This is a genomic window from Microbacterium xylanilyticum, from assembly GCF_054654695.1.
On sequence record NZ_BAAIEN010000002.1, the window covers coordinates 2,977,789 to 2,990,107 of the forward strand.

General features: G+C 69.8%; 14 protein-coding genes, 1 tRNA gene and 1 pseudogene. 8 read left to right on the plus strand and 8 right to left on the minus strand.

The window, feature by feature from the left end:
* Nucleotides 1–19: 19 nt before the first annotated feature.
* From ACYQ1L_RS14920 to ACYQ1L_RS14955, 8 genes and pseudogenes are all read right to left on the minus strand, one after another.
* A tRNA-Thr gene (locus ACYQ1L_RS14920) sits at nt 20–95 on the minus strand.
* 104 nt (nt 96–199) lie between these two features.
* Complete coding sequence (locus ACYQ1L_RS14925; protein WP_460004851.1) at nt 200–1,756, minus strand: alpha/beta hydrolase; 1,557 nt, start codon at nt 1,754–1,756, stop codon at nt 200–202.
* Nucleotides 1,753–2,910, minus strand: a complete 1,158-nt coding sequence (locus tag ACYQ1L_RS14930) for a DNA polymerase III subunit delta' (RefSeq protein WP_460004852.1) — start codon at nt 2,908–2,910, stop codon at nt 1,753–1,755. The genes ACYQ1L_RS14925 and ACYQ1L_RS14930 overlap by 4 nt, the downstream gene beginning before the upstream one ends.
* Nucleotides 2,911–2,984: 74 nt before the next feature.
* The gene (tmk, locus tag ACYQ1L_RS14935) at nt 2,985–3,611 is read right to left on the minus strand and encodes a dTMP kinase (RefSeq protein ID WP_460004853.1); all 627 of its coding nucleotides are present in this window, start codon (nt 3,609–3,611) and stop codon (nt 2,985–2,987) included.
* Nucleotides 3,608–6,445 (minus strand): type I DNA topoisomerase, encoded by a 2,838-nt coding sequence (topA, locus tag ACYQ1L_RS14940; RefSeq protein WP_460004854.1) that lies wholly within the window; start codon nt 6,443–6,445, stop codon nt 3,608–3,610. Before topA ends, tmk begins: the two co-directional genes overlap by 4 nt.
* Nucleotides 6,446–6,631: 186 nt before the next feature.
* Nucleotides 6,632–6,970, minus strand: coding sequence for an Rv3654c family TadE-like protein (locus ACYQ1L_RS14945; RefSeq protein ID WP_460004855.1), 339 nt, complete (start codon nt 6,968–6,970; stop codon nt 6,632–6,634).
* Nucleotides 6,970–7,368: a TadE family type IV pilus minor pilin gene (locus tag ACYQ1L_RS14950; RefSeq protein ID WP_460004856.1), complete on the minus strand. Its 399-nt coding sequence runs from the start codon at nt 7,366–7,368 to the stop codon at nt 6,970–6,972. Before ACYQ1L_RS14950 ends, ACYQ1L_RS14945 begins: the two co-directional genes overlap by 1 nt.
* Nucleotides 7,365–7,475, minus strand: a pseudogene (locus ACYQ1L_RS14955) (DUF4244 domain-containing protein); the annotation flags it as partial. The pseudogene ACYQ1L_RS14955 and the gene ACYQ1L_RS14950, both read right to left, overlap by 4 nt.
* Before the next feature lie 22 nt (nt 7,476–7,497).
* On the opposite strand from ACYQ1L_RS14955, the gene ACYQ1L_RS14960 reads away from it, so the two are divergent.
* The 8 genes from ACYQ1L_RS14960 (at nt 7,498) to ACYQ1L_RS14995 (ending at nt 12,240) form a co-directional block, all read left to right on the plus strand.
* A complete protein-coding gene (locus ACYQ1L_RS14960) occupies nt 7,498–8,949 on the plus strand; it encodes a recombinase family protein (protein WP_460004857.1) in 1,452 nt (483 codons plus the stop codon).
* Between the two features lie 311 nt (nt 8,950–9,260).
* Nucleotides 9,261–9,485, plus strand: coding sequence for a hypothetical protein (locus tag ACYQ1L_RS14965; RefSeq protein ID WP_460004858.1), 225 nt, complete (start codon nt 9,261–9,263; stop codon nt 9,483–9,485).
* Nucleotides 9,482–10,690 carry a DUF3631 domain-containing protein gene (locus ACYQ1L_RS14970; RefSeq protein WP_460004859.1) on the plus strand — a complete coding sequence of 403 codons (1,209 nt, stop codon included), beginning with the start codon at nt 9,482–9,484 and terminating at the stop codon, nt 10,688–10,690. Before ACYQ1L_RS14965 ends, ACYQ1L_RS14970 begins: the two co-directional genes overlap by 4 nt.
* A complete protein-coding gene (locus tag ACYQ1L_RS14975; protein WP_460004860.1) occupies nt 10,687–10,866 on the plus strand; it encodes a hypothetical protein in 180 nt (59 codons plus the stop codon). Before ACYQ1L_RS14970 ends, ACYQ1L_RS14975 begins: the two co-directional genes overlap by 4 nt.
* On the plus strand, nt 10,863–11,126 hold the full coding sequence (locus ACYQ1L_RS14980; protein ID WP_460004861.1) for a hypothetical protein: 264 nt from the start codon (nt 10,863–10,865) through the stop codon (nt 11,124–11,126). Before ACYQ1L_RS14975 ends, ACYQ1L_RS14980 begins: the two co-directional genes overlap by 4 nt.
* 292 nt (nt 11,127–11,418) lie before the next feature.
* Nucleotides 11,419–11,580 carry a hypothetical protein gene (locus ACYQ1L_RS14985; protein ID WP_460004862.1) on the plus strand — a complete coding sequence of 54 codons (162 nt, stop codon included), beginning with the start codon at nt 11,419–11,421 and terminating at the stop codon, nt 11,578–11,580.
* Nucleotides 11,577–11,822 carry a hypothetical protein gene (locus ACYQ1L_RS14990; RefSeq protein WP_460004863.1) on the plus strand — a complete coding sequence of 82 codons (246 nt, stop codon included), beginning with the start codon at nt 11,577–11,579 and terminating at the stop codon, nt 11,820–11,822. Before ACYQ1L_RS14985 ends, ACYQ1L_RS14990 begins: the two co-directional genes overlap by 4 nt.
* A gap of 13 nt (nt 11,823–11,835) precedes the next feature.
* Entirely contained in the window at nt 11,836–12,240 is a 405-nt protein-coding gene (locus ACYQ1L_RS14995; RefSeq protein WP_460004864.1) for a hypothetical protein, read from the plus strand.
* The last annotated feature ends 79 nt before the right edge of the window (nt 12,241–12,319 follow it).

A 12,319-nucleotide genomic window follows, 5' to 3' on the forward strand; every position in this document is an offset into this window, starting at 1 on the left:
CCGAAGAGGGGGCTTCCTGTGGAGCCGCCCAAGGGAATCGAACCCTTGACCTTTTCATTACGAGTGAAATGCTCTGCCGACTGAGCTAGGGCGGCGCACACCCGGAGGTGCGCATGCGGTGAACCGCACGATCAACGATCTTACCCTGTCCGTGGGCGTGCTGCGAACCACGCGCACCCCGGGCGCGGCACCCTGCACGCTACTCGCAGCGGATGCCCGCCTTCGCCGGAACCGTGCCGTCCACGAAGTAGGCGTCCACGGCGTCGTCCACGCACGAGTTGCCCTTGTTGTAGCCGGTGTGCCCCTCACCGACCCGCGTGATGAGGATCCCGCCCTCGAGCTGCTTCGCGAGCGACTCCGCCCAGGCGTAGGGGGTGGCCGGGTCATTGGTCGTGCCGACGACGAGGATCGGGCCGGATCCCGCGGCGGTGATCTCGCCACGCGTTCCGGTCGGCGGATACGGCCACTCCTCGCATGGATCCGGCGCGTCCCAGTAGGGAGCGATCGTGGGGGCCTCCGCCGCGATCTTCGCGTCGGACGCCGCCTTGGCCGCGGGGTCGTTCTCGAGCGGGTAGTCCATGCAGTTGTACGCCCGGAACGCCTCGGTGGAGTTGTCGGCGTACGAGCCGTCCTGGCGGTTGTTGTAGAAGTCCGCGAGTTGGAACGCCACCGAGGGGTCGCCCTTGAGCACGCCCGTGAGCGACTCGGTCAGGTACGACCAGCTGTCCTGGGAGTACAGGGCGGAGACGATCGAGGTCATCAGCGTGTCCGCACCGAGCATGCGTCCGTCGGCGTTCTTCTGCGGCGACCGGTCGACGCTCGCGAGCAGCGCCGCGAGGTCGCCCATCGCGTCGTCCACGGTGCCCTGGAACGGGCACTTCTTGTCCTTGAGGCAGTCGGCCATGTAGGCGCGCAAGGCGGACTCGAAGCCGATGGCCTGGGTCGTGCTCACGTCGAGGCTCGACACCGCCGGGTCGAGCGCGCCGTCGAGGACGAGATGCCCGACGCGCTCCGGGTACAGCTGCGCGTAGGTCGCCCCGAGGAATGTGCCGTACGAGTAGCCGAGGTAGTTCAGCTTCTTGTCGCCGAGCACGCCACGCAGCAGATCCATGTCCCTGGCCGCGTTAACGGTCGTGATGTACGGCAGGATGCCGTTGCTGTTCTTCTCGCAGGCGTCGGCGAAGGTCTTGTTCGCCGCCTTCTGCGCAGCCGTCCACTGATCGCTTCCGCGCGCGCCGGGGCGGATCGCGTAGAGGTAGTCGTCCATCTGCCGGGCGTCGAGGCATTTCACGGCTGTGGAGGATCCGACGCCCCGCGGATCGAAGCCGATCACGTCGTAGTTCTTGATCAGCGTGGAGCTGACGGCGAATGTCAGGTTCGATTTGATCAGCTCGACGCCGCTCGCACCGGGGCCGCCGGGGTTGGTCAGGAGCGACCCTTTCGATGCGCCGGTCGCACGGTGGCGCACCACGGCGAGGTCGATGGTCCCTGCGCCCGGGTGCTGCCAGTCGAGCGGCGCCTTCACCGTCGTGCAGTCCATGCCGCCGCCGCACCCGGACCAGACGAGCTTCTGCCCGTAGAACGACTTCAGCTCGTCGGGCACGCCCGAGGTGTCGGGCGCCGCCGTGGGGCCGGCCGAGGCGGAGCCGGAGGGGATCATCGAGTACAGGCAGCCCGACAGCAGGAAGGCGGCGAGCGTGAGCCCCGCCACGACCGTGCTGAGACGGCGCAGACGGGACGGTGTGCGCGAGTTCATGGTCTCCTCCCGCTCGTGACGGTCACGAGCAAGCTCTCGAGGGCGAGCGCGGGGGCGACGTTGCGCTCGAGCGACTCCCTGGTCTCGGCGAGGTGGTCCAGCACGACGAGCGTGCGTGCCGGCTCCCACGCGGTCGCGACCGCGGAGAGCTCCGCGGCGAGCTCACGGTTGATGAGGCCGTCGTCGCGGCCGAACTGCAGCATGACCACATCCCGGAACAGGGACTGCAGATCGGTGAGCACGCGGTCGAGGCCGTCCCGCACGCTGCGCTTGGCCCGCTGCTTCTGCTCCTCCTCGAGGGCGTTGATCTGCGAGCGCACCGCCGGTGGGACGGCCTGCCCCTCGGCGATGCCGACGGTGTGCAGCAGCGCGCGCCGCTCGGCCTCGTCGCGTTCTGCGGTGAGGGCCTTCGCATCCTCCGTGGCAGCCTGCACGATCTGCCCGGCGACCTCGACGGCGTCGCTCACGCCGCGGGCGCCCAGCACGGCGCGCAGGGTCTGCTCACGGCGTCCGCGGGCCGCCTCGTCGGTGGCGAGCCGCTGGGCCATGCCGATGTGCCGCTGCGCGTGACGTGCGGCCTGCTCGGCGACGACCGGGTCCGCACCCGTGCGGCGCACGATGAGTTCGGCGACCGAGGCGACGTCCGGCTCGCGCAGGCGCACCGACCGCACGCGGGAGCGGATCGTCGGCAGCAGGTCCGCCTCGCTCGGCGCGCACAGGATCCACACGGTCTGCTCCGGCGGCTCCTCCAGCGCCTTCAGCAGCACGTTCGAGGTGCGCTCGGTCATGCGGTCGGCGTCCTCGACGACGATCACCCGATGCCGCCCGCTGGAGGGACCGAAGTAGGAGCGTTCGACGAGGGCGCGGGCCTCGGCGATCGAGATGATCACCTTCTCGGTGCGCAGGACTGTCACGTCGGGGTGCGTGCCGGCCAGCACCTGGTGCATGGTCTGCTCGTCCTCGGGGCCCGAGGCGATCAGCGATGCGGCGAAGGCGGTCGCGAGGGTCGAGCGGCCGGATCCGGGAGGCCCGGTGATCAGCCAGGCGTGCGACATCGCCGCCGGGTTGTCGACCGCGGCGCGCAGCGTCTCGACGGCCGCATCCTGCCCCCACACGTCGGTCCACGGGAAGGGCGCGAGGACGGTGGCGGGCATGCGATCAAGCCTATGCGCTGAGGACGACATCGACGGCGCCTGTGGACGCATCGCGCTCACGACGCGGCGCGGGCTCAGAGCAGGGTCGCAACGCGGGCGCGCACAGCCTCCGCGATCGTCGAGGGATCCTGTGCTGCATCGACGACGAGGAAGCGCTCGGGTTCGGCCGCGGCGAGGTCGAGGTAGGCCTCGCGCACCCGCTGGTGGAACTCCTCGCGTTCGGCCTCGAGCCGGTCGAAGGGCTTGTCGTCGGAGTCGAGCCGGCGGCGCGCGACCGCCGGGTCGAGGTCGAGCAGCACGGTGAGGTCGGGCAGCGCGCCCTCGGCAGCCCACAGCGAGAGCCCGCGCACCTCCTCCGCGTCCAGCACGCGACCGGCGCCCTGGTAGGCGACGGAGGAGTCGAGGTAGCGGTCCTGGATGACCGCCTCCCCGCGCTGGAGCGCCGGACGGACGACCGTCGCGACGTGATGGGCCCGATCGGCGGCGTACAGCAGCGCCTCCGCACGCGGCGCGATGTCGCCGCGGTGGTGCAGCACGATGTCGCGGATCAGGTCGCCGACCTCGGATCCGCCCGGCTCGCGCGTGCGCAGGACCTCGCGCCCCTGCGAGCGCAGCCACTCCTCCAGCAGCACGGCCTGCGTGGTCTTGCCGGAGCCGTCTCCGCCTTCGAGGGTGATCCAGACGCCGGGGGCTGCGCTCACGCGCCGGCCTGCTTCTTGGCCGCGTTGGCGGCACGGGTGGCGGCGGCCTTCTTCGCCGCCGCGGAGCGAGCCGCCGCCTTTTCCGCGTCCGTCTTCGCCGTCGTCTTGGCCGGGGCCTTCTTCGCGGGTGCCTTCTTGGCGGGCTCCTTCTTGGCGGAGGTCGCCTTCGCCGCCGTGCGAGCGCCGCGCTTCGGGGCCGGGCCCTTGGCGCGCTTGTCGGCGAGCATCTGCACCGCGATCTCGAAGGTGATGTCCTGCACCTGCTGGCCCCGCGGGATCGTCACGTTCGTCTCGCCGTCGGTGACGTAGGCACCGAAGCGCCCGTCGCGGATCCGGATCGGCTTGCCGCTGACCGGGTCCGCGTCGAACTCGGCGAGCGCGCTGGATGCGCGGCGCGCGCCGTACTTCGGCTGGGCGTAGATCTCCAGCGCCTGCTCGAGCGTGATGTCGAAGATCTGCTGCTCGTTCTCCAGGGAGCGCGAGTCGGCACCCTTCTTCAGATACGGGCCGAATCGGCCGTTCTGGGCGGTGATCTCCTCGTTCGTCGCCGGATCCACCCCGACGACCCGCGGCAGGTCGAGGAGCTTGAGCGCCGTGTCGAGGTCGATGGTGTCGACGGACATGGAACGGAACAGCGAGGCGGTGCGCGGCTTGGGCGCCGCCTCCTTCTTCGCGCCCCGCTTCGCCTTGGGCTTCTCCACGACCTCCCCGGTGGCCTCGTCCACCTGATCGTCGTCGGAGACGGGGTCGTTCTCCTGCACGTAGGGGCCGAAGCGGCCGTCCTTGACGACGATGATCTTGCCGTTGTCCGGATTCTCGCCGAGCACGCGGTCGCCGGCGACGGGCGCGTCGATGAGCTCCTGCGCCTTCTCGGCGGTGAGCTCGTCGGGAGCCAGATCCTCCGGCACGTTCACGATGCGGGGCTTCGCATCGGGGTGCTGCGGGTCGATGACCTCGAGGTACGGGCCGTACTTGCCGAACCGGAGCGTGGCGGTCTCGGTGATGGGCGTCGCGTTGAGCGCGCGCGCGTCGATCTCGCCGAGGTTGTCGACCACCTGACGCAGGCCCACCTGCCGGTCGGATCCGAAGTAGAAGTCGTGCAGCCACTCGATGCGCTTCTGCTCGCCCCGCGCGATCGCGTCGAGGTCGTCCTCGAGAGCCGCGGTGAAGTCGTAGTCGATGAGGTCGGCGAAGTGCTGCTCGAGCAGCCGCACCACGCTGAACGCCATCCAGGTCGGCACCAGCGCCTGTCCGCGCTTGGTCGCGTAGCCGCGGTCGATCACCGTGCCGATGATGCTCGCGAAGGTCGAGGGGCGCCCGATCCCGTGCTCCTCGAGCGCCTTGACCAGCGAGGCCTCGGTGTACCGGGGCTTGGGGGTCGTGCGGTGCGGCTTCGCGTCGGCCTCGGAGACGCCGAGCACGTCACCGACGGCGACCGCCGGCAGCGACTGGTTCTCCGCGGCGTCCGCCGCGTTGCGGCGCTCGTCCCTGCCCTCCTCGTAGGCCTCGAGGAAGCCCTTGAACGTGTAGACGGTGCCGGAAGCGGTGAACTCGGCGTTGCGGCCGTCGGCGTCGACCGCGATCGTGACCGTGGTCGTCTCGTACTTCGCGTCGGACATCTGGCTTGCGACCGTGCGCTTCCAGATGAGGTCGTAGAGGCGCAGCTCCTCGCGGTCGAGCTGCGAGGAGACCGAGGCGGGCGTGCGGAACTGGTCGCCGGAGGGCCGGATGGCCTCGTGCGCCTCCTGCGCGTTCTTGCTCTTCGACTTGTAGACCCGCGGCTTGAGCGGCACTGCGGCGTCGCCGTAGAGCGCCACCGCCTGCGACCGGGCCGCCTGCACCGCCTGCGTGCTGAGCGCGGTCGAGTCGGTGCGCATATAGGTGATGTAGCCCTTCTCGTAGAGGCGCTGGGCGACGCTCATCGCCTGCTTCGCGCTCATCGAGAGCTTGCGCCCCGCCTCCTGCTGCAGCGTGGAGGTGGTGAACGGCGCATAGGGGCTGCGAGTGCCCGGCTTCGCCTCGACCTTCGTCACCGTGCCGGATCCGGCCGTGTCCACCGCAGCGGCGAGCGCGGCGGCGGCCTTCTCGTCGAGGACGACGACGGCCTTCTTCAGCGCGCCGTTGTCGTCGAAGTCGGTGCCGCGGGCGATCGCGCCGCCGTCGAGGCGCACCAGACGCACCGTGAACGACGTTCCGCCCGCCGCGGCCTGCGCGTCGACGTCCCAGTACTCGGCGGAGGTGAACGCCATGCGCTCGCGCTCCCGGTCGACGATCATGCGGGTCGCGGCAGACTGCACGCGGCCCGCCGAGAGCCCGGACTTCACCTTGTACCAGAGCACCGGGGACACGTCCCAGCCGTAGAGGCGGTCGAGGATCCGGCGGGTCTCCTGCGCGTCGACGAGGGCCAGGTCGAGGTCGCGGGTGTTCTGCACGGCGGCCTGGATCGCGTCCTTGGTGATCTCGTGGAACACCATCCGCCGGTACGGCACCTTCGGCTTCAGGGTCTCCAGCAGGTGCCACGCGATGGCCTCGCCCTCGCGGTCCTCATCGGTGGCGAGCAGGAGCTCGTCGGCGTTCTTCAGGGCGCGCTTGAGCTCGGCGACCGTCTTGGTCTTGCGATCCGAGACGACGTAGTAGGGGTCGAAGTCGTGCTCGACGTCGATCGAGTACTTGCCGTAGGCGGCCTTGTCGGCAGGCGGGATGTCCTTCTTGTCGGCGAGGTCGCGGATGTGACCCACCGAGCTGAGCACCTCGAAGCCGTCGCCGAGGTAGCCCTGGATGGACCTCATCTTCGTCGGGGACTCGACGATGACAAGCTTCTTGCCTTGCGCCACGAGTGCGTCCTTTCGGGTCCTGAGCTTCGAGGATGGGTCGAAGCACACCATACACACCGTGCCGGAGGAGGGGACTCAGCACGATGAATCGGCGCCCGCAGGAGTTTCGGGTTTCTCCTGCTCGGATCCGGCGCCGGCCGGGAACCCAGCGTACGCCGCCTCCGGAGGCGTCATGACCATGAGACGTCACTCCCCGCCCTCGGGCGAGGAGGGCCCGGCACGCGCTCCGGCGGGGGCCGGGAGCCCCGCATACCCGGCCACGACGTGGACGACGACCTCGAGTCCGTCGATGCGGCAGTCCTGCAGCGTCGCGCCGTGCGCTTCGGCGACCCGCGCCGCGAGAGCGCACGGCTCCGCCTCCACGGCGACCGCGCCGGAGACCGCGTCGGCCGCGGCGAGCGCTGCGGCATCAGCCGCCGCCGCGACGCGCTGGGACGTCGCGCCGGCGCCGCCGACCATCGCGGCGCCGAGACCGAGCACGGCAGTCACCGCGATCCCGCCCACCGCGAGTGCGGATCCGCCCATCACCGTCCTCCATCCAGCGCGCACGCCGTCGCCTGCAGCGGCACCGCGATCGCGCCCAGCACGCGCGCCTCGGTCGACGCCGTGACGCACACCAGGTCCGCAGATCTGCGCACCCCGAATGCCGCCGCCGGATCCGCCCGGGCCACCGCAGCCCCCGCTCTCCCGGCGTCGTCGCCGCGGCCGAGGATGCGCGAGGCGTCGGCCACCGCGTCCTGCAGCGCTACCAGCCGCATGCCGGCGCCGAGCGCCCCGACGCCGAGCAGCAGGGTCAGCACCACGACCGGCAGCGCGACGGCGAGTTCGGCGGTCGCCGAGCCGCGCTCCCGGCCGAGGCCGATGCCGCACGTGGTGGCGCGACCGCGGCCGCGGAGAGCGCGGAGCACGCCTCGGACGGTCATGCCACCGTCAGCGCGCGGCGAACGAGGTCGGTGAGGATCCCGCGCACCTCATCGCTGCGCATGATGACGACGAGGAGGCCCGCGAATGCGACCGCCGCAATCGTTGAGCACTAATGGCATAATTCGGATATGGCCACTTCCACTCTCCGCGCAGCGATCTACGCGCGCCAGTCCGTCAAGGTTGACGAGGGAATCAAGGAGCAGGTGAAAGACTGCCGAATCATCGCGGAGCAGGTGCGCGGTTGGATCGTCAGCGACGATCTGATCTTCGAGGACAACGCCGTGGGGGCTTTCCACGCTCGCGGCCCGGGCACAGCATGGGGTCAGATGCTCGCGGCCTATGACCGTGGGGACTTCGATGTGCTCGTGGTTGTATCCGTTGACCGACTGTTGAGGCGAGTAGTAGACGTGGTGGAGCTTCGACGGCGCAACATGCGCATCGTGACGACGCGCGACGGCATCGACACCGCGACGCCCATGGGGAACGTGGTGCTCACGATTCTGGTGGCGCTCGCAGAGGGCGAGATCGAGACAAAGCGCGCTCGGAACATCCCCTACGCACAGAACCGGCGCGCTGCAGGGCACCCCTGGCCCGGTCGAGTGCCGTTCGGCTACAGGTGGGTTCCGAAGCTGCAGCGAGACGCACAGGGCACCCGCTGGGCCGTGGTGGAGGCTGAAGCTGCCATCGTGCGCAGGGTGTACGCCGAGTACCTGGCTGGAGCGTCGATGAGGCAGATAGCGCGCGACCTGAACGCCGATGGCTACACCACGCGCACAGGCACGAAGTGGGGCGCGACCAGCATCCAGCGCATGCTGGTGTCGCCGTTCTATGCGGCGCTACTCCCGACCGTTCAAGGGTGGGCCGACTTCGATCCCTCTCGCGTGGACGTGGCGACGTGCATCCCCGGCGCATGGGAGGCGCTGGTGCCCGTCGAACAGTACCTCGCCAGCCGCGCCAAGGTGGAGGCCAACCCGGCTCAGAACGGCGGAAACACAGCGCGAAAGTGGCTGCTCTCCGGCCTGGCTATCTGCGACGTGTGCCGCAAGCCGGTGATCTCGGCGCAGATGGCTGGGAACCGCGGCTACCGCTGCCACGCGGACAACGGCGGGCACTTCCAGCGGAAAGCGGACGTGATTGACGACTTCGTTTCGGGCGTGGCCATCGCGCGCCTGTCGCGGCCCGATGCCATCGACCTGCTGCAGCCCGCCAACGACGGTCCCGACCTGGCCGTGCTGAACGCGCAGCGTGAGGCGCACGAAGGTCGAGGGTCCGAGATCGCGCGCCTGGTGGCCGCGGGCAAGCTCTCCGGTGCCGACGCCGAGCAGGCACTAGACGATCTCGCTGCAGAGCTTGCGCGCATCAACAAGGCCATCGCGGCGGCCGTGAACGTCGATCCCCTCGCGGAGGCTGTGACGAGCGGCGACGTGCTGGCGTGGTGGGAGGGTGCCAGCCTGGCCCGCCGCCGTGCCGTCATCGACGCGCTGTTCGTCCCGGTGATCCGTCGTGTCGGTCCCGGCCGCCGCGTGAACCTCGCGAACGTCGATGAGACGCTGGCCTTCGAGTGGCGTGTGGCAGCTTGAGAACGTCTATTAGGTTTAGACGCTAAACCCCCGATGAAACAGTAAATTGCTACTTGCGTTTCAAGTACGCAGGGCCATAAGATCAGAGTCAGAACGACCGATGACCTAGCGCAGCGAAGGTCGAGAGGTTGAGGCGTCCAGGAGGCGCACTCCCAATCGAAACCAGCTGTGACAACGAGGACGCGCGGCAGGACCCGCGACTCGGGTCGGATGGATGAGGGACAGGTGCCCGAACCGCCGAGGGACAGCACAGCCGAATCGAAGTAGGCCGTTGTCACTCCGGCGTTCGCGTACCTAGGGACCGAACCCTCATGACTCTCTCGGCTCAGATGGCCCGAGCCATCGCCAACACCCGCTACGCCCGCAAGTCGGGCGACTCTGCCCGCATCGCAGACGCACAGCGCGACATCGCTGAGGCGAAGATCACGTCGGCCATCCAGCGCGTCGTTGACGCCGCGCCGCCGCTCTACCCCGAGCAGCGCGAGCGCCTGGCGACGATCATCCGCACCGCCGCCCCGAAGGCGACGACCCGATGAGCGCCGCGCAGGTCGATGCCGCTCTGGCGGTCCCTGCCGTCCCGGCCGCTGTACCGGGTGTACCGGCCGTACCGGCTTCCCCGAGGGTGACTCCCGTACTGGATGACGTGCTGGCCTTCACATCGCGATTCATCGCCTACCCGTCGCGGGAAGCAGCTGTCGCTCACGCACTCTGGATCGTCCACACGCACGCCGTCGAGTGCTTCGAGAACACCCCCCGGATCGCGTTCCTGTCGCCGGAGCCGGGCTCTGGCAAGTCGAGGGCGATGGAGGTCACCGAGCTGCTGGTGCCGCGTGCCGTGCTCACGGTGAACGTGAGTGCCGCCTACGTCTTCCGCAAGATCAGTGACCCGGCCGGGCTGCCGACCCTGCTGATTGACGAGTGCGACGCGATCTTCAAGAGCACGAAGAGCGACAGCAGCGAGGACCTTCGCGGGCTGCTGAACAGCGGCTACCGGAGGGGCGCGACCGCGGGCCGTGCGGAGGTCACCGACAAGGGCGTGGGCGTCAAGGACTGGCCCTCGTACTGCCCTGTCGCTCTCGCAGGCCTCAACCGACTGCCCGACACGATCATGACCCGCAGCGTCATCATCCCGATGAAGCGCCGCAAGCCCGATCAGAGGGTCGAGCCGTTCCGCCGCCGTGCCCACGGTGCAGAGGCCGAGCAGCTGAACGTCGAGATCGCGACGTGGGCCGAGTCCGTCGCCCCGGTGCTCGTGGACGCCTGGCCTGACATGCCTGCTGGCGTCGAGGATCGGGATCAGGACGTCTGGGAACCTCTCATCGCCATCGCTGACGCCGCAGGCGGACAGTGGCCCTCCCTGGCCCGGGAGGTCGCTGTCAAGATGGTCACCGACTCGAAGCACCGGCCACTGTCGCTGGGCGTGCAGCTGCTCACCGATATTCAGCGCGTCTTCACAGAGGACAAGATCCAGACGGCCGACCTGCTCAACCGGCTCCACCAGTTGGAGACGGCCCCGTGGGCGTCCCTCAAGGGCGAACCCATCGACGCCATGTTCCTGGCCCGGATGCTCCGCGACTACGAGATCGAGCCGCTGCAGATCCGCATCGGAGGCGTGAAGACGCGCGGCTACCTTCGCGCCGACTTTGAGGACGCCTGGGACCGCTACACACGGGTCACCCCTGACGAACCCGGTACGGCCGGTACACCCGGTACGCCCGGCGAGATCGGCGGTGCGGCATGACCGACTGGACGCAGGCCGAGCCCGACGCCCTGGAGGCTACGGCCGAGATCGGCGCGGCGCTGATGGCCTACCTGGATCGCTACGGCACCGACGCCTACATGGAATGCCGCGCCGTGCTGATCGGGCATGCCGAATCTCACGGCTGGAAGATCATCGAGGCGGAGCGCGCATCATGACCGCCGACGAGCCGCAGACCACCCCGTCGCCCATCGTTCGCCACCACGGCGAGGGATGCGAGGCCTGCTCGTGGATGGCACGCGAGATCCACCGTCTGCGGGCGCTACTGGCCGAGCGTGCAGACCAGGCCGACCGACTGACGCGCCAGGAGCGGGAGATCGCGACCCTCGCGGCCGAGCTGCAGGCCGCCCGCCACGTCGTCGAGGGCCAGCGGGCCGAGCTGAATCGGGTCCACTTCGTCGGGAGGGCTGCCGCATGATCAGCGAGAGCTGGGCTGAGCTGGGCGGCCTGGGCGCGTACGTCACAACGCCGAGCCGTCGAGCCGTAACAACGGAGCGGGCTGTTACGGCTATCCCCGCGCCGCACGTGCACGCCTTCGACGGCCTCTCGGGCTACTGCTCGTGTGGCCGCCGCGACGACGGGACCGCCGCCGAGGGCTCTTCCGCTTGGGCTCGGGATCGCGAGGTCCGCGCCTGCCTGAGCCGCATCGAACGCCAACTCGACAACCTCGCAGCGACCGCTGCTGAGGCCACCCCGAAGGGACTCTGACCATGACCGACCCCGAGCTGTTGGAGGCCGCGGTGCACGCTGTCGCCGCCTGTCATCTGCACCGCAGCGACCCGCACGCCGTCGAGCGCGTGATCCAGGACGTCGAGCGCACCCGCGCCCGCCGACTCGAACCGCTGCCCGCCGAAGCCTGGAGCCAGCGATGAGCGAGCTGACCGTGGCCGGGCACGAGATCACCCGCAGCGTTTCCTGGCCGACCCAGTGGCCTCACGGCGTCGCCGCCTACTGGTCCACGCAGCGCCGCGACCCACAGCATCACGCCCGTTGCACGTGTGGCTGGACCGCGGAGAGCAGCGCGCCCGTCGTCGTCCAGCACTTGAGCGAAGCCCACCTTGTCGAGGCCACCCCGGCCGAGGCATCCGACCCCGAGCCGACCGGCTCGCACTGAGAGGAAGAACATCATGATCCGCAACGGACAGCCCATCCAGAAGGCTGAGCAGCATACCCAGATCATCACGAGCGTGGACGCAGCCGAGGACGCTGCCCGCGCCGCGCTGGCCGAAGTCATCGCCGCCCGGGAACAGCGGGAGCGCGACGAACGTGACGCGGCGCTGCAGGCGCGCCGCCAGGCAGAGGCGGCATACCTCGCAACCCCCGAAGGCCGCGCCGCCGCCGCCCGCCAGGCCGCCGAGAACGAAGAGGTCGAGTTCCACGAGAGCGTCGCGGAGCTGGCCGAGCAGCAGGCGCAGCTCGGGCTGCAGACCGGATCGACGCCGGATCGGCTCCAGGGCACGCGCGACGCGATCAGGGCGAAGTCGGCCATGCTCGCGGCGCAGGTGAGCAACAGTAACGGCTACCGCGCCTGACCAAAGACCGCCCGCGACTCCCCTGGCGCGGGCACCGGGGCGGCGGTGTGGTGCCTGCCGCCCCGGATCCCACAAGACA

Bases quoted from the DNA above. Each gene is read 5' to 3' on its own strand.
- ACYQ1L_RS14965 (WP_460004858.1), top strand. From the start codon at position 9,261: ATGACTCTCTCGGCTCAGATGGCCCGAGCCATCGCCAACACCCGCTAC.
- ACYQ1L_RS14990 (WP_460004863.1), top strand. From the start codon at position 11,577: ATGAGCGAGCTGACCGTGGCCGGGCACGAGATCACCCGCAGCGTTTCC.
- ACYQ1L_RS14950 (WP_460004856.1), bottom strand. From the start codon at position 7,368: ATGACCGTCCGAGGCGTGCTCCGCGCTCTCCGCGGCCGCGGTCGCGCC.
- ACYQ1L_RS14975 (WP_460004860.1), top strand. From the start codon at position 10,687: ATGACCGACTGGACGCAGGCCGAGCCCGACGCCCTGGAGGCTACGGCC.
- ACYQ1L_RS14980 (WP_460004861.1), top strand. From the start codon at position 10,863: ATGACCGCCGACGAGCCGCAGACCACCCCGTCGCCCATCGTTCGCCAC.
- ACYQ1L_RS14930 (WP_460004852.1), bottom strand. From the start codon at position 2,910: ATGCCCGCCACCGTCCTCGCGCCCTTCCCGTGGACCGACGTGTGGGGG.
- ACYQ1L_RS14945 (WP_460004855.1), bottom strand. From the start codon at position 6,970: ATGGGCGGATCCGCACTCGCGGTGGGCGGGATCGCGGTGACTGCCGTG.
- ACYQ1L_RS14960 (WP_460004857.1), top strand. From the start codon at position 7,498: ATGGCCACTTCCACTCTCCGCGCAGCGATCTACGCGCGCCAGTCCGTC.
- ACYQ1L_RS14970 (WP_460004859.1), top strand. From the start codon at position 9,482: ATGAGCGCCGCGCAGGTCGATGCCGCTCTGGCGGTCCCTGCCGTCCCG.
- ACYQ1L_RS14995 (WP_460004864.1), top strand. From the start codon at position 11,836: ATGATCCGCAACGGACAGCCCATCCAGAAGGCTGAGCAGCATACCCAG.
- ACYQ1L_RS14985 (WP_460004862.1), top strand. From the start codon at position 11,419: ATGACCGACCCCGAGCTGTTGGAGGCCGCGGTGCACGCTGTCGCCGCC.
- ACYQ1L_RS14925 (WP_460004851.1), bottom strand. From the start codon at position 1,756: ATGAACTCGCGCACACCGTCCCGTCTGCGCCGTCTCAGCACGGTCGTG.